This is a genomic window from Halothiobacillus diazotrophicus, from assembly GCF_001663815.1.
GTDB lineage: Bacteria > Pseudomonadota > Gammaproteobacteria > Halothiobacillales > Halothiobacillaceae > Halothiobacillus > Halothiobacillus diazotrophicus.
Window position 1 is genome coordinate 1,301,077 of the sequence record NZ_CP016027.1, and the last position, 19,560, is coordinate 1,320,636.

17 protein-coding genes are annotated in these 19,560 nt (G+C 62.6%); 11 read left to right on the forward strand and 6 right to left on the reverse strand.

Annotated elements, in window-relative coordinates; genetic code table 11:
• Positions 1-189: 189 nt before the first annotated feature.
• The 4 genes from A9404_RS05785 to A9404_RS05800 all read left to right on the forward strand — a co-directional run bounded on the left by A9404_RS05785 (position 190) and on the right by A9404_RS05800 (position 5,122).
• Positions 190-1,023: a motility protein A gene (locus A9404_RS05785; protein ID WP_066099316.1), complete on the forward strand. Its 834-nt coding sequence runs from the start codon at positions 190-192 to the stop codon at positions 1,021-1,023.
• Positions 1,020-1,994, forward strand: coding sequence for an OmpA/MotB family protein (locus tag A9404_RS05790; protein ID WP_066099317.1), 975 nt, complete (start codon positions 1,020-1,022; stop codon positions 1,992-1,994). Before A9404_RS05785 ends, A9404_RS05790 begins: the two co-directional genes overlap by 4 nt.
• Positions 1,991-2,446 carry an HIT family protein gene (locus A9404_RS05795; protein WP_066099318.1) on the forward strand — a complete coding sequence of 152 codons (456 nt, stop codon included), beginning with the start codon at positions 1,991-1,993 and terminating at the stop codon, positions 2,444-2,446. Before A9404_RS05790 ends, A9404_RS05795 begins: the two co-directional genes overlap by 4 nt.
• 84 nt (positions 2,447-2,530) lie before the next feature.
• Complete coding sequence (locus A9404_RS05800) at positions 2,531-5,122, forward strand: EAL domain-containing protein (RefSeq protein ID WP_066099319.1); 2,592 nt, start codon at positions 2,531-2,533, stop codon at positions 5,120-5,122.
• A gap of 24 nt (positions 5,123-5,146) precedes the next feature.
• Here the strand turns inward: A9404_RS05800 and polA are convergent, their stop codons facing one another.
• Positions 5,147-7,921: a DNA polymerase I gene (gene polA / locus A9404_RS05805; RefSeq protein ID WP_231880956.1), complete on the reverse strand. Its 2,775-nt coding sequence runs from the start codon at positions 7,919-7,921 to the stop codon at positions 5,147-5,149.
• 158 nt (positions 7,922-8,079) lie between these two features.
• Here polA and A9404_RS05810 point away from each other — a divergent pair, with 158 nt between their 5' ends.
• The 7 genes from A9404_RS05810 to A9404_RS05840 all read left to right on the forward strand — a co-directional run bounded on the left by A9404_RS05810 (position 8,080) and on the right by A9404_RS05840 (position 13,461).
• A complete protein-coding gene (locus tag A9404_RS05810) occupies positions 8,080-8,799 on the forward strand; it encodes an LOG family protein (protein WP_066102885.1) in 720 nt (239 codons plus the stop codon).
• Between the two features lie 37 nt (positions 8,800-8,836).
• On the forward strand, positions 8,837-9,790 hold the full coding sequence (locus A9404_RS05815) for a homoserine kinase (RefSeq protein WP_066099320.1): 954 nt from the start codon (positions 8,837-8,839) through the stop codon (positions 9,788-9,790).
• Positions 9,787-10,335 carry a TRAP transporter small permease subunit gene (locus A9404_RS05820; protein WP_066099321.1) on the forward strand — a complete coding sequence of 183 codons (549 nt, stop codon included), beginning with the start codon at positions 9,787-9,789 and terminating at the stop codon, positions 10,333-10,335. Before A9404_RS05815 ends, A9404_RS05820 begins: the two co-directional genes overlap by 4 nt.
• A 2-nt stretch (positions 10,336-10,337) precedes the next feature.
• Positions 10,338-11,711, forward strand: coding sequence for a TRAP transporter large permease (locus tag A9404_RS05825; RefSeq protein ID WP_066099322.1), 1,374 nt, complete (start codon positions 10,338-10,340; stop codon positions 11,709-11,711).
• The gene (gene dusB, locus A9404_RS05830) at positions 11,704-12,741 is read left to right on the forward strand and encodes a tRNA dihydrouridine synthase DusB (protein WP_066099323.1); all 1,038 of its coding nucleotides are present in this window, start codon (positions 11,704-11,706) and stop codon (positions 12,739-12,741) included. The genes A9404_RS05825 and dusB overlap by 8 nt, the downstream gene beginning before the upstream one ends.
• Before the next feature lie 11 nt (positions 12,742-12,752).
• The gene (locus A9404_RS13150) at positions 12,753-13,136 is read left to right on the forward strand and encodes a helix-turn-helix domain-containing protein (protein WP_082922775.1); all 384 of its coding nucleotides are present in this window, start codon (positions 12,753-12,755) and stop codon (positions 13,134-13,136) included.
• Between the two features lie 130 nt (positions 13,137-13,266).
• Positions 13,267-13,461, forward strand: a complete 195-nt coding sequence (locus A9404_RS05840; RefSeq protein WP_066099324.1) for a PA3496 family putative envelope integrity protein — start codon at positions 13,267-13,269, stop codon at positions 13,459-13,461.
• 91 nt (positions 13,462-13,552) lie between these two features.
• On the opposite strand, the gene A9404_RS05845 is transcribed toward A9404_RS05840, so the two are convergent.
• The 5 genes from A9404_RS05845 to thiE form a co-directional block, all read right to left on the reverse strand.
• The gene (locus A9404_RS05845; RefSeq protein ID WP_066099325.1) at positions 13,553-14,899 is read right to left on the reverse strand and encodes a UDP-glucose dehydrogenase family protein; all 1,347 of its coding nucleotides are present in this window, start codon (positions 14,897-14,899) and stop codon (positions 13,553-13,555) included.
• 84 nt (positions 14,900-14,983) lie between these two features.
• Positions 14,984-15,547, reverse strand: a complete 564-nt coding sequence (gene yjgA, locus A9404_RS05850; protein ID WP_066099326.1) for a ribosome biogenesis factor YjgA — start codon at positions 15,545-15,547, stop codon at positions 14,984-14,986.
• Positions 15,548-15,558: 11 nt separating this feature from the next.
• A complete protein-coding gene (glmS, locus tag A9404_RS05855; protein ID WP_066099327.1) occupies positions 15,559-17,400 on the reverse strand; it encodes a glutamine--fructose-6-phosphate transaminase (isomerizing) in 1,842 nt (613 codons plus the stop codon).
• Between the two features lie 23 nt (positions 17,401-17,423).
• Positions 17,424-18,704, reverse strand: a complete 1,281-nt coding sequence (hemL, locus tag A9404_RS05860) for a glutamate-1-semialdehyde 2,1-aminomutase (RefSeq protein ID WP_066099328.1) — start codon at positions 18,702-18,704, stop codon at positions 17,424-17,426.
• A 149-nt stretch (positions 18,705-18,853) separates the two neighbouring features.
• A complete protein-coding gene (thiE, locus tag A9404_RS05865) occupies positions 18,854-19,546 on the reverse strand; it encodes a thiamine phosphate synthase (protein ID WP_066099329.1) in 693 nt (230 codons plus the stop codon).
• Positions 19,547-19,560: the final 14 nt, after the last annotated feature.

Here is a 19,560-nt window from a genome sequence, read left to right on the forward strand (position 1 = left end):
ATCGGTCTCGATAGAGTTCGGGTTGATCGCACCGCGATGTCAGCCACCCAGCCGCACCGCGCATGCAACCGGCTAGCCGGGGCAATTCGCCGGTGCCGCTCAGGCTAACAGCCCCTCAAGGAATCGTCAGATCTGCCGATAAGCAATAGCGCAGACCTTGCCACGAAAATCCTGGAAAAAGGAGTCTTTTTGAACCTCACGACCCTGATTGGCATCCTGAGCGGCTTTGGCATCGTGGTCGGTGCCATCTTCCTGTCCTCGAACAATGTCGCCGATTACTTCAATCTGCCGAGCCTCTTTCTCGTGCTCGGCGGCACCATTGCCGCGACCCTGATCAGCTACCCGCTGAACGAGGTGCTTCGGGTCTTCCGCATTTTCGCCATCGTACTGCGCAACGAACGACTGTATGCCGAACGGGACATCGCCGAACTCGTCGAAGTCGCCAAGCTCAAGTTCCAGGGCGAGATCAACCGAGCCGACGAAAAGCTGAGCCGCATCAAGAATCCCTTCCTGCGTACCGGCACGCAGATGGTCCTTGACGGTGCATCCAACGACGACATCCTGACGCTGCTCCAGTGGCGAATTGGCCGCATGCGTGCCCAGGAACGCGCCGAAGCGCAGATATTCCGCACCATGGCGACTTTCGCACCCGCCTTCGGCATGCTGGGCACGCTCCTCGGTCTGATCAACATGCTGCACGCCATGGACGCCGCCCACTTCGCCGCCATCGGCCAGAACATGGCGCTCGCACTCATCACAACCCTCTACGGAATCCTGCTGGCCAACATGGTCTTCAAGCCCATCGCCCTGAAGCTGGAGCGGCGAACCGAACAACGGGTGACCGTGATGAACATGATGGTCGAAGGCGTGATGCTGATGCAGCAACAACGTTCCCCGGCCTTCATTCGTGAAACCCTGCAATCCTTCCTGGCCCACAGCGAGGACGAATTGCGTGAAACCGCCGCGGGCGGGGCCGGCAGGAAAACCGCATCTTCCGGCAAATCCCGCATCCGCACCCGATGAATACGGCCCACGAACCCGCCCTGGAATCCAGCAAGGATTCGGCGGACACGGAACTGACCCGCCAGCAGATCCAGGCCGAAATCACCCTGGCGAACCAGAACGCCACGTTTACGCGCCCCTGGCACGAAGGCTGGGAGGCGGATGTCCAGATCATTGAGGACGATCAATCCTATTGGTTGCTGACCATGGTCGATCTGATGACCCTGTTGCTCACGCTGTTCGTCCTGCTCGCAGCCTATGCCTATCAAAGCAAGGACGTTACAGCCACCGTACCCAGCAGCAGCGGCAGTGCCGTCGAAGCCCAGGCCAAGGTCGACCGGACGCCAACACCGCAAACCGGGCCCATGCCAACGACGGCGACGTCCCCCGGGGAAACACCGACACAGGGCAACATTCCCCAGTCGGGCAACGCACTGATCGGCAAGGCCGGCACCAGTGCGCTCGAAGCGACACCGCACCCGCCCACCGAAACCCATCCGGGCGAATCGCCGCTCAGTCCGTCGGACGCCGACCAGCAGGCCCAACAGCTGTTCTCCGGACTCGGCGAGGATGTGGACGTTTCCGTGGTCAAGGGTCGGGTGAATCTGCGGGTCAAGGACAATATCCTGTTCTCCTCGGGGGATGCCACGCTTTCCCCATCCGGGCAATCGCTGATCGACCGACTGGCCGATCGGCTCAAATCCGGCAGCTACCCCATATCCGTTCAGGGCCACACGGATGATCGCCCTATCCATACGACACAATATCCGTCCAACTGGGAACTTTCCGCCGCCCGAGCCGCTTCAGTGGTACAACAGCTGATCGCCCAAGGCGTTCAGCCGGACCGACTCAGCGCCGTGGGTTACGCAGATACGCGTCCCATCGCGTCGAACACCACCCCCGCCGGACGCGCCGAAAACCGTCGGGTCGATCTGGAACTGCAACTCCCTGCCCCGACAGCCCCCACCCGTCCCCCAGCAGGCACGCCATGAGCCAATCAAAAACGACCGAGGCAAGCGCCCACTGGCGCCTTCACCCCCAACTGCTTTCCGACAGCATTCCCATCTGCCAACTTCCCGTGTGCAGCGTGCGTCTGCTCGACGATCAGCGTTACCCCTGGGTCCTGTTGATTCCGCGGATTCCGGATCTCGGTCAATGGCTGGACGTCCCGCTGGAGACGCAGCATCTCGTACTGGAAGAAATACACCAGGTCAGTCAGGTTCTGCAGAAACTTTATGCCCCGGATCGGATCAATCTGGCCACCATCGGCAACCGCGTGGAACAACTGCACATTCATTGCATCGCCCGTCACCAGCACGATGCCACCTGGCCGGACGTGGTCTGGGGACGGGGACAGCGCGAAGCCTACAAACCCCTGCAACGTCTGGCACGCGCCAACGCAATCGGCGCTGGACTCAAATCGCTGTCTCAGCCAAACTCTTGACCATCGTCAGTGGGGCTTGTCTGGATTGAACACGCCCGGTCGCAAACATAATGGATCTCAAACTTGCCATAAGGATGTCGGGTTATGCGAAGTCTTCCTCTCTCCATCCAGTTCTTGCTGTTTCTCGGCCTGCAGATTGCCCTGAGCGTCGGTCTCGTCTTCTATCTCAACACCCTGGCCGACAGCAATTACCAGACCTTTCAGCGCGCCAGCGCAGGTTTCGTGGAATCCAGCAAAACCATCGAGTCCCTGCGTAAGGCATTCGCGCAGACCAGCGCCGACATCGAGCAGGTCGTCGCCTCATTACGACCGGGTGAACGCATCGATGTCCGGGCACAGGTCGTGAGCCTGCAACAACTGGCCGCCGCGGTGCGCACCGATGTCGCCCTCGACAATCTGCGCAGCAGCGCCTATGGCCAGATCAAGCAACTCTCGGACAGCATCGATCATCAGGCACAACTGCTGATCGAAGCGGCAGCCAAGGCGGCGGCGGCCGGACCCGCAGAGGTCCGCGACCTGCAAACCAAGCTGCGCGTAGAACGCAACCGCATCATGGTGGACGACTTCGGCGGACTGATCACGGCCGCGAACAACAACCTGGAAGACACCATGCTCCTGTTGCGCGGATCGACCGCCACCCTGAGCCAGCAATATCGCACCCTGCTCATTCTGTTCATCGTCCTGCAGATCGGACTGATGGTTACCGCCCTACTCTACTTCAATCACCAACTCAAGCAGCTGGCGGACATCACGGATCGGCTGATCGATGGCGAGGCCGCAGCCGCATTGCCCCAACAGAAACGGCATGACCAGATCGGGCGCCTGGCACGGGCCGTGCAGCACTTCCGGACCACCCTGATCACGCTTTCCGATTCGCGCGAGCAACTGAAGGCGATCCTGAAGAAACACGATCAGGAAACGCTCAACCGCCGCAAGGCGGAAAAACAACTGGCACTGGCCGCATCGGTCTTCGACAACGTCCAGGAAGCCGTTCTGCTGACCGACATGACCGGGCACGTCATCCGTGCCAACCAGGCAGCCCTGGACCTGCTGAAATCCACCGAGAAGGAACTGGGCAGCAAGCCGTTGCTGCACTTTCTTCTCAAGGGGAGCGAACAGATTGTCGAGCCCTTGTGGACGCAGGTTCTCGAGCACGGCCGCTGGCAGGGTGAAGTGGCGTTCCAGCCAGACAGCGGCAGCACGCCGATCACGGCGCAAATCTCGATCAAACTCGTGGGCGAAGCCCGCGAAGGGCGTGGTCATGTGATCGTGGTGCTCAATGACCATACCGAAATCCGCAACCGGGAGGCGGAGATGATCTTCCTCGCCCAGCAGGATGTGGTCACCGGGTTGTACAACCGGCACTACTTCTCTTCGCAGGGCGAGGCGCGAATCGCCGGCAGACCGGGCGACACCTTCGGACTCATTCTCGTGGGTCTGGACAACTTCAAGGCCGTCAACGATGCCCTGGGTCACCGCGACGGCGATCGCGTCCTGTGCGAAATCGGACGACGACTCAGCGAAATCGTCTCGGCCGATGCGGCCCTGGCTCGCGTGGGGGGGGACGAGTTCGCCTTTTTCGTCACGCCATCGGACGACGACAATCTGGAAAAAGAAACGATTGACAAGGCCCAGGAAGCGCTGACGGTCATCCGCCAGCCCCTCCAGATCGGCGGCTACCACATCACGTTGAAAGCCAGCGCCGGAATGAGCCTGTTCCCGAACGACGCGGACAACATCGAGGATCTGCTCAAGACCAACGACATCGCGCTGCATATGGCCAAGAGCCAGGGCGGGAACCAGCTCTACGTGCGGGGCACCCAGGCGCACAGTCAGGCCCGTCGCCGATTCGTGCTCCAGCAGGCCCTGGAAAAGGCCCTGGGCAACCGGGAGCTCCGTTTGGTCTACCAACCCCAGGTATCCCTGGCCAGCGGAGAGATCGTGGGATTCGAAGTACTGATGCGCTGGCGACACGGTGGCGAGTGGATTTCGCCCAACGAATTCATTCCGCTGGCCGAGGAAAACGACCTGATCAGCCAATTCACCGAATGGGCCTTCACTGAAGGTTGCAAGCGGATTCGCGAATGGCAACGCCAGACGGACAAGCAATTCATGCTGTCGATCAACATCCCGCCACGACTCCTGCTGATCGACAAGATCGATCAGCGTCTGGATGCGATTGCGCGTAAGGAAAGTTTGTCTCTGTCTTCCATCAATCTTGAAATCACCGAGAGCAGCTTCGGCAGCGACCCGGGTCTCATGTCCACCCAGCTGCACCAGCTCGCCATGCGCGGTTTCACGATCGCGATCGACGACTTCGGCACCGGGTATTCCTCTCTGGCCTACCTCAGCTCGCTGCCGATCAGCAAAATCAAGATCGACAAGAAGTTCGTCGACAACATCTACAGCAACCGGGAATCCTACAAACTGCTGGGCTCCATCCTCGCCATGGCCCAGTCGCTCGAGTTCGACGTCGTGATCGAAGGCGTCGAGGAGGAGAAGCAACTGCTGCTCCTGAAGAAGCTGGACGTTCGTATGGACGTTCAGGGCTTCGTTTTCGAGCCGCCGCAAAACGAGGATTTCTGGGAAGGGATGTTCATCAACAACCGGGTGCCCACCTATCCCGTACCGGAAATCATGTCGACCAAATCCCTCAAGCCCCAACCGTCGAACTGATCTGCCGGGAGCACCGGCTGCAGCTTAATGGGCCTCGGCCCAACTGTGCCCGATGCCGATCCCGACTTCGAGAGGAACATGCAGATCGGCCGCCTGACTCATTTCCTGCCGAATGATTTCCCGGACTGAATCAACGGCATCCGTCGGCACTTCGAAGACCAGTTCGTCGTGCACCTGCAGGATGAGGGCCGCCTTGTCTGTCTCCACCAGCAACGCGTGCAGTCGGATCATGGCGCGCTTGATGATGTCGGCCGCCGTGCCCTGCATCGGCGCGTTGATCGCGGTTCGTTCCGCATACTGGCGCCGTTGACCGTTCCGGCTGTGGATTTCGGGCAGGTAGAGACGACGACCGAACAGAGTTTCCACATAGCCCTGCCGCCGCGCCAGCTGACGCATCCGTTCCATGTAATCGGCCACCCCGGGATAGCGGGCGAAGTAGCGATCGATGTAGTCCTGCGCCTCGGCCCGCCCCACGTCGAGCTGCTTGGCGAGGCCGAAGGCCGACATGCCGTAGATCAGGCCGAAATTGATCGCCTTGGCGGCCCGCCGCTGGTTGTCGCTGACCGCCGACTCCTCGAGACCGAAGACCTCGGCCGCCGTCGCACGGTGGATGTCCTCGCCGCGTGCAAAGGCGGCCACGAGGCGTTCATCGCCGGACAGATGCGCCATGATGCGCAATTCGATTTGGGAATAGTCCGCCGCGATCAGCGTCTTGCCGGGCGCCGCCACGAATGCCAGGCGGATCCGACGCCCTTCCTCGCTGCGAATCGGAATGTTCTGCAGGTTCGGATTTGATGAAGATAACCGCCCCGTGGCCGTCACCGCCTGGTGGAAGGCACTGTGCACCCGTCCGGTGTCGGGGTGGATCTCCTCCGGCAGGCGATCGATGTAGGTGCTCTTCAGTTTCGTCAGCCCCCGGTAATCGAGAATCAGTGCGGGCAACGGGTGCCGGTCCGCCAGTTCCGACAGAGTCTCCTCATCGGTGGACGGTTCGCCTTTCGGGGTCTTCTTCACCACCGGCAACTGGAGTTCGTCGAACAGCAATTCCTTGAGCTGCTTGGTCGATCCCAGATTGAAGGGTCGACCGGCCACCTGGATGGCTTCCTGTTCGATGGCCTCGATCCGGGCGCCGATCACGGCACCCTGCTCGGCCAACTGCTGCCGATCCACCAACACGCCGACCCGCTCCATGGCGCACAACACCGGAATCAGGGGCAACTCGATCTCTTCATAAACCGTTTTCAGGCGGCCGCCCTGCTCGAGGCGCGGCCAGAGGGTCTGATGCAGCTGAAAGGTGACGTCCGCATCTTCGGCGGCGTAGGGCGCTGCCTGTTCGAGATGAATCTGGTCGAATGTCAGCGCCTTCGCCCCTTTCCCGGCGACTTCCTCGAAGGTGATCGTCGTACGGCTGAGGTATTTCGCGGCCAGGGAATCCATGTCGTGCCGGGATGCGGTGGAATCCAGCACATACGACTCCAGCATGGTGTCGAAGGCAACACCCCGCAGCGTGATACCGTGGTTGGCCAGCACATGGCTGTCGAATTTGGCATTCTGCAGGATCTTCGGACGCCGGGCATCTTCGAGCCAGGGTTTGAGTTCCGCCAGCACCCGCTCCCGGTCCAGCTGTTCGGGCACACCGGGGTAGTCGTGCGCCAGAGGCAGGTAGGCGGCCCCGCCGCGCGCGACCGCAAAGGAAACGCCCACGATGCGTGCACGGAACAGATCCAGGGAATCGGTTTCCGTATCGAAGGCCACCAGGGGGGCGGCACTCAATTTCTCGCGCCAGATATCCCAGGCATCCCGGGTCAGAATCGTCTCGTAGGCCGTGTCCGCCTCGGGCAAATCCAGACTGGCCTGCCCCGGTTCCGCCGATGGGGACCGAGCCCCTGCCTCCGGATCATCCGCCATTTCCTTCGTGGCCTCGGAGAACTGGCGGCGCAGCGTATTCAGCCCGTACCGCTCGGCCAACGCACGAACGCGGTCGGCATCCGGCGCACGCAGGTTCAGGTCACCCTCGCCGATATCCAGCGCGCAGTCCGTGCGGATCGTCACCAGATCCCGGGCGACCGGCAGGAACGCCAGGGACGCGCGCAACGATTCGCCCACCTTTCCCTTGACCTCGTCGGCATGCGCCATCAGGGCGTCCAGACTGCCCCACTGATTGAGCCATTTGGCCGCCGTCTTGGGCCCGCAGCCGGGGACGCCGGGCACGTTGTCCACCGTATCGCCGACCAGCGCCAGGTAATCGATGAATTGCGCGACCGTCACGCCGTATTTGGCTTCGACCGCCGCCGCATCCAGGGTCGTGTTCGTCATGGTGTTCATCAGCCGGACACCCGGCGTCACCAGCTGGGCGAAATCCTTGTCGGCCGTCGCCAGCAGCACGGGGATGCCCGTTTCGTGCGCGGCACGCATGAGGGTACCGAGCACGTCGTCGGCTTCCACTCCGGGCACGCACAGCAGGGGATAACCCAACGCCTCGACGAGTTCGTGCAGGGGCGCGATCTGCACCCGAAGATCGTCCGGCAACGGCGGCCGATGGGCCTTGTACTCGGGATAGATATCGTCGCGGAAGGTGGGCCCCGGCGCATCGAAGACCACGGCCATCTGCGCCGGGGCTTCCTCACGCCGCAGTTTCTGCAGCATGTTGATCACGCCATGGATGGCACCGGTGGGAAAACCCTCTGGACCGGTCAACGGCGGCAAGGCATGAAACGCCCGGAACAGGAAGGAACTCCCATCGACCAGAATCAACGGTTTATGATCGGATATTCGGGACGGAGCAAACAGATCTGGCATGATTAACCATCGAAATTTGGTCTGAAGATCGGTACTATGCCACAGCCTGCGCGCCCGTACGGGGATCGAAGGGACTCAGGCCACCGTCCCGGTGCCGATTTCGTCGGCCCGTCAACGATATGCCAGAACGCCAGTCAGGCCAACAGTACACAGACACCATGAGCCCAACCATTCCCAACCATCCCTCGCGACTCGACAAGCGGGAGCGACTGAGCCACGAATCCTGGAAGGTGTTCCAGATCATGGCCGAGTTCGTTCAGGGCTACGAGACGCTGGCGAGCATCGAGCCGGCCGTGTCCATCTTCGGCTCCGCCCGTTTCCCCCCCGAACATCCCCATTACCAGATGACGGTCGAAATCGCGCGATTGCTCTCCAATGGCGGATTTGCCGTCATCTCCGGTGGCGGGCCGGGCATCATGGAAGCGGCCAACAAGGGCGCGAAGGAAGGCGGCGCCCCCAGCGTCGGTCTCAACATCAGCCTGCCGCATGAAACGCACGACAATCCCTACCAGGACGTATCCCTGCACTTCCAGCACTTCTTCGCGCGCAAGGTCATGTTCGTCAAACATGCCTCGGCCTACGTCATCATGCCGGGCGGGTTCGGCACGCTGGACGAAATGGCGGAAATCCTGACCCTCGTGCAGACCGGCAAATCCCGGCGGATTCCCATCATCCTGGTCGGTTCGGAGTTCTGGTCCGGTCTGCTGGCCTGGTTCCGCAGCACCCTCCTGACGGCCGGTGCCATCAGTCCGTCGGACATGAACCTGATGACCGTCTGCGACACGCCCCAGGCGGTCATCGACACCATCTTCGATTTCTATCGCAATCGGGATGTCGGTGCGACCGCCGAAGAGCAGCAGAAGCTGCTCGATCTCTAAACCGTTCAAGACTCACGCACTATCGGAACAAACGGCCATGTCGGTATTCACCACGGTTCACGAACATCAGCTCACCGAATTCCTCCAGCAATTCGACGCGGGCACGCTCCAGTCCTTCGAAGGCATCGCTGCGGGCATCGAGAACACCAATTATTTCGTCACCACGGATCGCTACACCCTCGTACTGACGCTGTTCGAACACCACCAACCCGACGAACTGGGCTACTTTCTCGACCTGATGGCCTTTCTGGCCGAGCACGACGTACCAACCGCCCACCCGCTGCCCACCCGGGACGGCTCGTTCCTGAGTACGCTGAACGGCAAACCCGCCGCCCTGGTCAAGCGACTGTCCGGTCGGGCGATTGAGCGACCGAGTGCCCGGGCCTGCCGCACCGTCGGTGAAGTCCTGGCCGGCTTCCATCGGGCCAGCGGGGCATTCCCGGAATTCCGCACCCCGGATCGCGCCTTGCCCTGGGCCCAGGAGATGCAGATGGTCCTGGCCGACCACCTGAATGCGGCGGATCGCGCACTTCTCGACGAAGAACTGGCCCTGCAGGTTCGCCATCCACGGACCCACCTGCCGCAAGGCGCGATCCACGGCGATCTCTTCCGCGACAACGTGCTGTTCTCGGACGAGCGGCTGACCGGCATCATCGACCTCTATTACGCCTGTAACGACGCATTTGCCTACGACCTGGCCGTCGCCATCAACGACTGGTGCCGCTCGGACGACCATGGCCTGGACGAAGCACGAGCGCACGCGATGATGCAGGGCTACCTCGCCGTCCGTCCCCTCAATCCCGATGAAACGGAAGCACTGCCATTGCTGTTCCGGGCCGCCGCCCTGCGCTTCTGGCTCTCGCGGATGAAAGACCTCTGCTTCCCCCGCGCGGGCGAGCTCACCTTCAGCAAGGACCCCGCGGAATTCCGCACCCTGCTCCTGCACCACCGGCAGGACCCGACCGCCACCCAGCGTTGGATCGCCGCATGAACCCGATACAGACCCTGATTCGCATTCTCGACCCCATCAACGAATACATCGGCCGGGCCGCGGCCTTCCTGGCACTCGCGCTCGCCGCGATCGTCTTCGCCGTCGTCGCCCTGCGCTACGGATTCCATACCAGCAACCAGTGGCTGTCCGAATCGGTGATCTACGGCCACGGACTGCTGTTCATGCTCGGCATGGGCTACACCCTGCGCCATGACGGCCATGTCCGCGTGGATGTCCTGTCGCGCCGCTTCAGTCCCCGTGGCGCGGCCTGGCGCGAGCTGTTCGGCACTGTGTTCCTGCTGTTCCCGGTCAGCCTGTTCCTGCTGATCATGAGTCTCAACTATGTCTCGTCCAGCTGGGCGATCCACGAAGGCTCCATGGAGCCCGGCGGCATCCCCTACCTGTACCTGCTGAAAACCCTGCTGATCGTCATGCCCATCCTGCTCATGATTCAGGGGCTCGTCGAAGCCCTGCGCGCCGTCGAAACCCTGCGCAACCATCGGCCCGACGCGCCGGAGCACACCGATGCACGGGAGGGCGTGTAATCATGACCTTCCTGCTTGTGCTCATGGTGCTTGCCGTATTCGGCGCACTGATGCTCGGCTACCCCGTGGCCTTCACCCTCGCCGGCGTCGCGCTGATCTTCGCGGCCATCGGTTCGGCCCTGGGCCAGTTCGATGCCAGCCTGCTCCCGGCCATTCCGAACCGTGTGTTCGGCATCATCAACAACCCGCTGCTGGTGGCGGTGCCGCTGTTCGTCCTGATGGGCGTGCTGCTGGAAAAGGCCAAGGTAGCCGAGGAACTGCTGGAGAACATGACTGCACTGTTCGGCGCGAAACCCGGCGGCCTGGGCTTCTCGGTGATCGTGGTGGGTGCGATTCTCGCCGCCAGCACCGGCATCGTCGGTGCCACCGTCGTCACACTCGGCCTGATCGCCCTGCCGGCGATGATCAAGCGCGGCTACGACGTCCGCTACGCCACCGGCACGGTCTGCGCCTCCGGGACCCTCGGCCAGATCATCCCCCCGTCCCTGATCCTCGTCCTGCTGGGCGATCAGCTGAGCGCCGCCTACACCCAGGCGCAGCTCCAGCAGGGCATCTTCGCGCCGAAGACCGTGAGCGTCGGCGATCTGTTCATGGGTGCCCTGGTGCCCGGCCTGCTGCTGGTTGCCGCCTATCTGCTCTACACGCTCTATCTGGCCCTGCGGCATCCGGATCGCGTGCCGGGACTCAGCGCCGCCGAGGTTCGCGAACGTCCGCACTGGGGGCGTCTGCTCGCCGCCCTGCTTCCGGCACTGGGGCTGATCGTGGCCGTGCTCGGCTCCATCATGACCGGCATCGCCTCGCCCACCGAAGCGGCCGCCGTCGGTGCCGTCGGCGCGCTGCTCCTCACGCTGGCCAAGCGGCGCATGACCTGGGCGCTCCTGTTCGAATCGGCCCGCGCCACCCTGCGCGTCACCGCCATGGTCTTCATGATCTTCATCGGTGCCTCGATCTTCTCCCTGGTCTTCCGCGGATTCGGTGGCGACAGCACCATCTCCGCCTTGCTCACCGGCCTGCCGGGCGGCGAATTGACCGCGCTGGCGATCGTGATGCTCGTCATGTTCCTGCTCGGGTTCATTCTCGACTTCATCGAAATCACGTTCGTCGTGGTGCCGATCGTGGCTCCGGCCCTGCTCATGCTCGGTATCGACCCCGTCTGGCTGGGCATCCTGTTCGCGCTCAACCTGCAAACGAGCTTCCTGACGCCGCCGTTCGGTTTCACCCTGTTCTACCTGCGCGGCGTGGCGCCCGCAGAAGTACAGACCACCGACATGTACCGGGGCGTCCTGCCCTTCATTGCCATCCAGCTGCTCGTGATTGCCCTGATCGCGGCCTTCCCCGCCATCGCCACCGGACTGCCGCACTGGCTTCATGGCTGAGTCTTCCATCCAGAATCTGACGCCCATCACCCTGACCGGACGCAAGGGTACGCCGGTGATCATCGACCCACCCATTGCCCTCGCCCCGATGGCTGGCGTGTCCGATCGGCCGTTCCGACAGCTCTGTCGGCAAATGGGCGCGGGCCTCGTGATCACCGAGATGGTGAGCGCCAAACCCGAACTGAGAGATACGGCCAAGAGTCGCCTGCGGCAGATCGACGCGCGCGATCCGGAACCGCGCGCCGTCCAGTTGCTCGGCAACGAACCCGACGATCTTGCGGCCGCTGCGCGGGACGCAGTGGCGCAAGGTGCCCAGATGATCGATCTGAATCTCGGGTGCCCTGCCAAGAAGGTGTGCAAGAAGGCCGCCGGTTCCGCGCTGATGGCCGAACCCGATACCGTGGCCCGGCTGCTGGACGCCCTGGTGGCGGCCGTCGACTGCCCGGTGAGTTTGAAAATGCGCACCGGACCGGACCGTAATCGGCGCAATGCCGTAGCCATCGCACGCATCGCCGAACAGGCCGGGCTTTCGATGCTGAGCATCCATGGCCGGACCCGCGCCGATCGTTACGAAGGCGAAGCCGAATACGACACCATCGCCGCCGTCGTCGATGCGGTATCGATTCCCGTACTGGCCAATGGAGACATCACCTCGCCGGAAAAGGCGCGTGTCGTTCTGTCTCAGACGGGTGCAGCCGGCATCATGATCGGCCGCGGGGCGTTCGGACAACCCTGGCTATTCGCGGCCTTACGGGCCGAACTCATCGAGCATCGGCCCTATTCCCCCCCCGATCTAACCGAGCGATTCGAAATCGTGCAGAAGCAATTCGAAAATATCTATGAACACTATGGGGCATCATTAGGAATTCGAATTACCCGAAAGCATCTAGGCTGGTATGCTGAGCCCCTTCACATTGACGACAAGGAACGTGCGGTGTTCAACGAGCTCGATCATCCCGACCTGCAACGTCAATGGCTGACCCGCCAGGCAGCCAAAGCGGCCGATTCGTCTTGTTCCCAACCAGCCTGATTAGAAAAAATATGACAGCTGAACACGCCCTCGCCGATCAACCGCCCTCATATACCAATGGCTATACCAATGGCCACCGATACTGGCTTACCGCCGAGTCGGAGCAGGATGAAAGCGCTCCGGCCGGCACAGCCGAATCGGCAGAACCCGCCTGCGACAATCCCGTCCAACACGCCGTCCGTGCTGCATTGGAAGCGCTATGGGAAACCCTGGAAGGCGATCAACCCAACAACCTCTACGATCTCGTGATCTCGCAAATCGAGCGCCCCTTGCTGGAAACGGCCATGCTGCGCTGCGGGCAAAACCAATCCAAGGCGGCCGAGTGTCTTGGCATCAACCGCAGCACCCTGCGCAAGAAACTCCGCCAGCACCGTCTGATCGATACGAACGACTGAGACTCACCCGCGCTCGATCCCCACGAGCGCATCCCGCACACGATGAATGAGCGGGCACACACGTTGCTCTTTTCAGTTGCTGAAAAACACGGTATAAGGCTGCAAAATTTTCATTTGCGGAGATGCTGAAATGAGCAATGACGACGATCTGAACGAACTCGACGAACATTGGGAAGAAGAGGATAACGACGACAATGTTGGCGACGCCATCGCGCCCAATGCGACGGACAAGACCAAACCGGCGGATTCGAAGGACTCCCGCCGCCGCCTCGAAGCGCTGCTGGAACAACAGCGGATCAAACGCGAAATCGACGACATCTTCTGATTCCAGCTACAGGCCGAACTGGCTGAACTGCCCCCTCAGTGCCGGCCGGATCAAGGGACTCGCCTAGGCCGCCGCCACGACGACCGTGTTGCTACGGACGATCCACACTCAATCCCCGACCGATGCCGTAATACCGCCAACCCTGTTCCGCTAGCCGCTGCGGATCGTAGACGTTGCGGCCATCGAAAATCGTTTTCTCTCGCAGGGATTCGGCCATCAGGGCAAAATCCGGCGCGCGGAACGACTTCCACTCCGTGCATACGATCAGGGCATCTGCCCCTTTCAGCGCCGCATCGCGCGTTCCGCATAGCATCAGGTCGTCACGCTGACCGTAGATGCGCTGCGTCTCTTCCATCGCCTCAGGGTCGAAAGCCTGCACCCGCGCACCGGCTGCCCACAGCGCTTCCATCACGACCCGCGACGGTGCCGCGCGCATGTCATCCGTATTCGGTTTGAAGGCCAGCCCCCACAAGGCAAACGTCTTGCCGGCCAAGGCCGCCGCCCCGCCGTAATGCCGCTGGATCAGGTCGATCAGTCGGGATTTCTGGCGGTTGTTCACCGCCTCCACGGCATCGAGCAGCGTGGCCTCGTAGCCGACTTCTCGCGCCGTGCGGTGCAAAGCCTGCACGTCCTTCGGGAAGCACGAACCGCCGTACCCGCAGCCGGGATAGATGAAGTGATAACCGATCCGTGGATCGGAACCGATGCCGATCCGTACCTGTTCGATGTCCGCGCCGAGCCGCTCGGCCAGGTTCGCGAGTTCGTTCATGAAGCTGATCTTGGTGGCCAGCATGGCATTGGCCGCGTATTTGGTCAGTTCGGCGGAACGCAGATCCATGACGAGCATCCGGTCGTGGTTCCGATTGAACGGCGCATAGAGCTCGCGCATCAGCCGCTCGCTATGGGGGTCGGTCGTCCCCACGATGATGCGATCCGGTTTCATGAAATCGTTGACGGCCGCGCCTTCCTTCAGGAACTCAGGATTGGACACGACGTCGAAAGTCAGCGACAACCCACGCTGGTCCAACTGCCCCTGGACCTCCGCCCGCACCTGATCGCCCGTGCCGACGGGCACGGTGGACTTGTTCACCACGACCTTGGACGTGGTCATGTGGGCGCCGATGGAACGGGCGACGGCACGGACGTACTGCAGATCCGCCGAACCATCCTCATCCGGCGGCGTGCCCACCGCGATGAACTGAATGTCACCGAACGCGACGCCTTCGGCCGCATCGGTCGTGAATGCCAGCCGGCCGCTCGCATGATTCTCTCGCACAATAGGTTCGAGCCCCGGTTCGTAGATCGGGATGATCCCTTGCTTGAGGCGCTCAACCTTGCCCTGGTCGACATCCACGCACAGGACGTTGTGCCCGACTTCCGCCAGACAAGCCCCCGTGACAAGCCCGACGTAGCCGGTACCGAAAATCGTGATCTTCATGATGAGTCAGTCCTGAAAAGCCTGTGAAATAACCTGTGAAATAACCTGTGAAATAACCTGTGAATTCGTGGGTGGTTCGATGAATCAGTCGGTCTCGGACGAATGGGCCAGCACGTCGCGGACGAAGCGGTACAGTTCTCGGTAATAGCGGGGCGGCTTCTGCTCGGCCTGCTCCTTGGCCACCTGCCGAAGCAGCTGCCGCAAGGCCTGCACATCCGTACCGGGATTGGCCGCAACGAAGGCGGTCACGGCATCGGGGCCCGACTCGAGCAAACGGGTTCGCCACTGCTCGCTCTCGTGCATCAGGCGGACGTTGTGTGGTGCGTCGGGGTCGACCAATGCCAGTTGCCGCTCGATCTCGTCTACCTCATGTTGACGCATGAGTTTGCCGATGTACTGGAAATGCCGCTTTCGCGCGCCGTGGGCGGTAATGCTCCGGGCTTCCTTCAATGCCGCCATCAAGGCGTCGGACAAAGGGAAATTCGCCAGCTGCGCCGGTTCGAGTTCGGCCAGGCGTTCGCCGAGGTCGCGGGCGGCGTGCGCTTCGCGCTTGCGCTCGGACTTGCTGATCTCGCCGACATCCTCCTCGGGCGGGGACAGATCATGAGGCGCATCGGCCGGTACGGAAAAGGAACGACGGTCACTCATTCAACGGCCACTCATTCGACGGTTACGGATTTGGCAAGGTTGCGCGGCTGATCCACGTCGGTCCCCTTCAGAACCGCGACGTGATAGGCCAGCAACTGCAGGGGGATATTGAAGATGATCGGCGCGGAGATGCGACCGACATGCGACGTGACCGGCAACACGTGCAGGCGTTCCTCGCTCGCGAGCGCCGTCCGCTCGTCGGCGAACACGAACAGTTCCGCACCACGCGCGGCCACCTCGGCCATGTTCGACTTGAGCTTCTCCAGCAGATCGTTCTGTGGCGCGATGGTAATCACCGGCATGTTCTCGTCGATCAGGGCCAAGGGGCCGTGCTTCAGTTCACCGGCCGGATAGCCCTCGGCATGGATATAGCTGATTTCCTTGAGCTTCAGGGCACCCTCCAGGGCAATCGGGAACATGACGCCCCGCCCCAGGAACAGAGCATGCTGCTTGTCCACCAGCCGTTCCGCCAACGCGAGGATCGCGGAGTCGTGGGTCAGGGCCGCCTGGGCCAGAGCCGGGATCTTCTCCAGTCCGGCCACGATGCGCCGCTCGATTTCCTCGGAAAGCGTTCCCTGAACGCGCCCCATGGCCAGCAGCAGCAAGGCCAGCGACACGAGCTGGGTGGAAAAGGCCTTGGTGGACGCCACCGAAATCTCCGGTCCCGCGTGGGTCATCAGCACGAGATCGGATTCCCGGACCAGCGACGATTCGGGCGCATTGCAGATTGCCAGGACAGGGACGTCCGGATGACGGCTCCGCACCATGCGCAAGGCTGCCAGGGTATCGGCCGTCTCCCCCGACTGGGAGAGCATCACCAGCAGCGTGTCCCGGCTAACGACCGGATTGCGGTAATGGAACTCGGAAGAGACTTCGACGGACGTCGGCAGACCGAGGATATCCTCGAACCAGTAACGGGCCACCATGCCGGCATGATAGCTGGTGCCGCAGGCGACGATCTGGATCCGCGCCACATCGGCGAAGCGCGCCTCGGCGGTGACGCCAAACGCAGCCGGTAACACCCGGCCCTCGCTGATACGCCCTTCCAGGGTATCGGCGATGGCGCGGGGCTGTTCATGGATTTCCTTCAGCATGAAATGCTTGAAGCCCCCGCGATCGGCGCTGTCGGCGCGCTGAGTGGACTCGTGAACCGGTCGCTCGACAGCCGCACCCTGCCGGTCGATGATCGTCCAATGGTCGCGAGTGAGGATCGCCCGATCCCCCTCGGCCAGATAGATGAATCGCTGGGTTACCGGCAGTAGTGCCAGGGCATCCGAGGCGGCAAACAACTCGCCGATGCCGACGCCGATGACGAGCGGGCTGCCCTGCCGCGCCACGAACAGGTGATCCGGGGCATCGGTCATGAGGATCGCCAGCGCAAAAGCGCCATGCAGGCGATCGAGCGTCGCATGGAAGGCCGCCGTCGGCGAGATGCCCTGCGCCAATTGGACATCGAGCATATGCGCAATTACTTCGGTATCCGTATCCGAGGAAAATGTCCGACCCTGCGCCTGCAACTCGGCGCGCAGTTCGGCATGATTCTCGATGATGCCGTTATGCACGACGGCCACCCGATCGCTGGCGATGTGCGGGTGCGCGTTACGCTCCGCCGGCACCCCATGGGTCGCCCAGCGGGTGTGCGCCACGCCAGACAGCCCGGGCAGACCATCCGCCCCGATCCGCTCGGCCAGGGCGTCCACCTTGCCGACGGCACGGACGCAGGCCAGTTCGGACGGGTTCCGCAACACGGCCAGACCGGCCGAATCGTAACCGCGATATTCCAATCGACGCAGGCCCTCAAGCAGAATCGGCCAGACCGGTCGTTGCGCAATGGCCGCTACAATGCCGCACATAGAAGATTTCCCGAAATCACTGGTTAAAGAGCGCGCAGTACCCGCTCGGCCTGCGCGATGGTTTCGTCGATATCGGCATCCTGATGCGCCATCGAGACGAAACCGGCCTCATAGGCCGAAGGTGCCAGATACACGCCCGCGGCCAACATGCCATGGAAGAAGCGGTTGAACGCCTGCGTATCGCATTGCGTGGCCGCCTCATACGAGGTGACGGCAGACTGTTCGGTGAAGAAGATCCCGAACATGCCGCCGACCTGCTGGGTGATCAGCGGGACGCCGGCGGCCTGGGCGGCCTGGTTGAGACCGGTGCAGAGGCGTGTCGTCCGCTCGGTGAGCGTTTCGTAGAAACCCGGCGCCTGCAACAGGCGCAGGGTGGCGAGGCCCGCCGCCATGGCGACCGGATTGCCGGACAGCGTGCCTGCCTGATACACCGGCCCCAGTGGGGAGATGTGCGCCATGATCTCGCGCTTGCCGCCGAAGGCGCCCACCGGCATGCCGCCGCCGATGATCTTGCCCAGCGTCGTCAGATCCGGCGTGATGCCATACAGCGCCTGGGCGCCACCCATCGCCACGCGGAAGCCTGTCATGACCTCGTCGATGATCAGCACCGCACCGTACTCGTCGCAGACGGCCCGCAGTCCTTCGAGGAACCCCGGCACCGGCGGAATGCAGTTCATGTTCCCGGCCACCGGCTCGACGATGATTGCCGCGATCTCCTGCCCCACCTCGGCGAACGTCGCGCGCACCTGCTCGATGTCGTTGTACGGTAGCGTGATGGTCAATTCGGCCAACGCCTTCGGCACGCCCGGCGAACTCGGCATGCCGAGCGTCAGAGCCCCCGAACCGGCCTTGACCAGTAGCGAATCCGAATGGCCGTGGTAATTGCCCTCGAATTTCACGATCCGGTCGCGCCCGGTGTAACCCCGCGCCAGACGGATCGCACTCATGGTCGCCTCGGTCCCCGACGAGGTCAGGCGCACCATCTCCATGGAAGGCACCATCGCGCAGATCAGATCCGCCATGTGGGTTTCCGCGACGGTCGGCGCCCCGTAGGAGAGGCCGTTCAACGCCGCCGATCGTACCGCCTCGATCACCTCCGGATGGGCATGCCCCAGGATCATCGGACCCCAGGATCCGACATAATCGATATAACGCTGATCGTTCTCGTCCCAGAAATAGGCGCCCTGGGCCCGCTTCACGAAGACGGGATCACCGCCCACCGAGCGGAAGGCACGCACCGGCGAATTGACGCCGCCCGGAATGTGTTTCTGGGCGTGTTCAAACAGATCGTGATTACTGGACATGGACGGGACTCTCGTACTTCAAATGGGCGAAAATGGGCACCAGCAGGCGTGGAATGGGCAAGGATTATAACCGACCACACCGGCGAACACCGTATGCCGTGTCGAATGCGCGATGCCTCGGGCAGGTGGCCGCGGGACGGACAGGCAAGTCAGCGGGTATCGCCACCCCCTGCGGGACGGGAAAAGACGGCGTGAAATCGGGCGGCCGCAAGACGACGGTCCGGTGCCTGGAAAACGGCGGAAATCACCGCCAGCATGTCCGCTCCGGCGGACCGGACTACAGGTGCGGTCTCAACCGTCAGGCCACCGATGGCGCAGATCGGGACGCCAAGTTCCTGATGGGCCTGTTGAAAAAGATCCAGGGACGCCCGGGGCGCGTCCGGCTTGATCCGAGTCGGAAACACAGCGCCGAAGGCCACGTAGTCGGCACCGGCATGGACCGCCTGCCGGGCGAGTAACAGCTGGTCGTAACAGGATGCGCCGATGATTGCATCCGGCCCCAGTCGCTTTCGGGCGGCCGCCAGCGCCGCATCCTCCCGCCCCAGATGTACGCCGTCGGCGCCGATGGCTTCGGCCAGCGTCACATCGTCATTGATCAGGAACAGCACCTGGTGTTCGGCGCACAGGTCCCGCAGGGCAGTCGCCTCGAAAAGACGTCGGGCCTGATCCGTCGACTTGTCCCGGTATTGCACGATACGCGCACCGCCCAGAATGGTTTCCGCCACGGCCGCCACCAGCGCATCGCGCTGCAAGTCCGTGGTATCGGTGATCACATAGAGGCCGGAAAGGCGCCGAGTGCGCGACAGCGGTGATGCGGCGGGGTTCAACGTACGCTCCGCCATCAACGCAGTCCGTC

Bases quoted from the DNA above. Each gene is read 5' to 3' on its own strand.
- A9404_RS05790 (WP_066099317.1), top strand. From the start codon at position 1,020: ATGAATACGGCCCACGAACCCGCCCTGGAATCCAGCAAGGATTCGGCG.
- A9404_RS05795 (WP_066099318.1), top strand. From the start codon at position 1,991: ATGAGCCAATCAAAAACGACCGAGGCAAGCGCCCACTGGCGCCTTCAC.
- A9404_RS05800 (WP_066099319.1), top strand. From the start codon at position 2,531: ATGCGAAGTCTTCCTCTCTCCATCCAGTTCTTGCTGTTTCTCGGCCTG.
- polA (WP_231880956.1), bottom strand. From the start codon at position 7,921: ATGCCAGATCTGTTTGCTCCGTCCCGAATATCCGATCATAAACCGTTG.
- A9404_RS05810 (WP_066102885.1), top strand. From the start codon at position 8,080: ATGAGCCCAACCATTCCCAACCATCCCTCGCGACTCGACAAGCGGGAG.
- A9404_RS05815 (WP_066099320.1), top strand. From the start codon at position 8,837: ATGTCGGTATTCACCACGGTTCACGAACATCAGCTCACCGAATTCCTC.
- A9404_RS05820 (WP_066099321.1), top strand. From the start codon at position 9,787: ATGAACCCGATACAGACCCTGATTCGCATTCTCGACCCCATCAACGAA.
- A9404_RS05825 (WP_066099322.1), top strand. From the start codon at position 10,338: ATGACCTTCCTGCTTGTGCTCATGGTGCTTGCCGTATTCGGCGCACTG.
- dusB (WP_066099323.1), top strand. From the start codon at position 11,704: ATGGCTGAGTCTTCCATCCAGAATCTGACGCCCATCACCCTGACCGGA.
- A9404_RS13150 (WP_082922775.1), top strand. From the start codon at position 12,753: ATGACAGCTGAACACGCCCTCGCCGATCAACCGCCCTCATATACCAAT.
- A9404_RS05840 (WP_066099324.1), top strand. From the start codon at position 13,267: ATGAGCAATGACGACGATCTGAACGAACTCGACGAACATTGGGAAGAA.
- A9404_RS05845 (WP_066099325.1), bottom strand. From the start codon at position 14,899: ATGAAGATCACGATTTTCGGTACCGGCTACGTCGGGCTTGTCACGGGG.
- yjgA (WP_066099326.1), bottom strand. From the start codon at position 15,547: ATGAGTGACCGTCGTTCCTTTTCCGTACCGGCCGATGCGCCTCATGAT.
- glmS (WP_066099327.1), bottom strand. From the start codon at position 17,400: ATGTGCGGCATTGTAGCGGCCATTGCGCAACGACCGGTCTGGCCGATT.
- hemL (WP_066099328.1), bottom strand. From the start codon at position 18,704: ATGTCCAGTAATCACGATCTGTTTGAACACGCCCAGAAACACATTCCG.
- thiE (WP_066099329.1), bottom strand. From the start codon at position 19,546: ATGGCGGAGCGTACGTTGAACCCCGCCGCATCACCGCTGTCGCGCACT.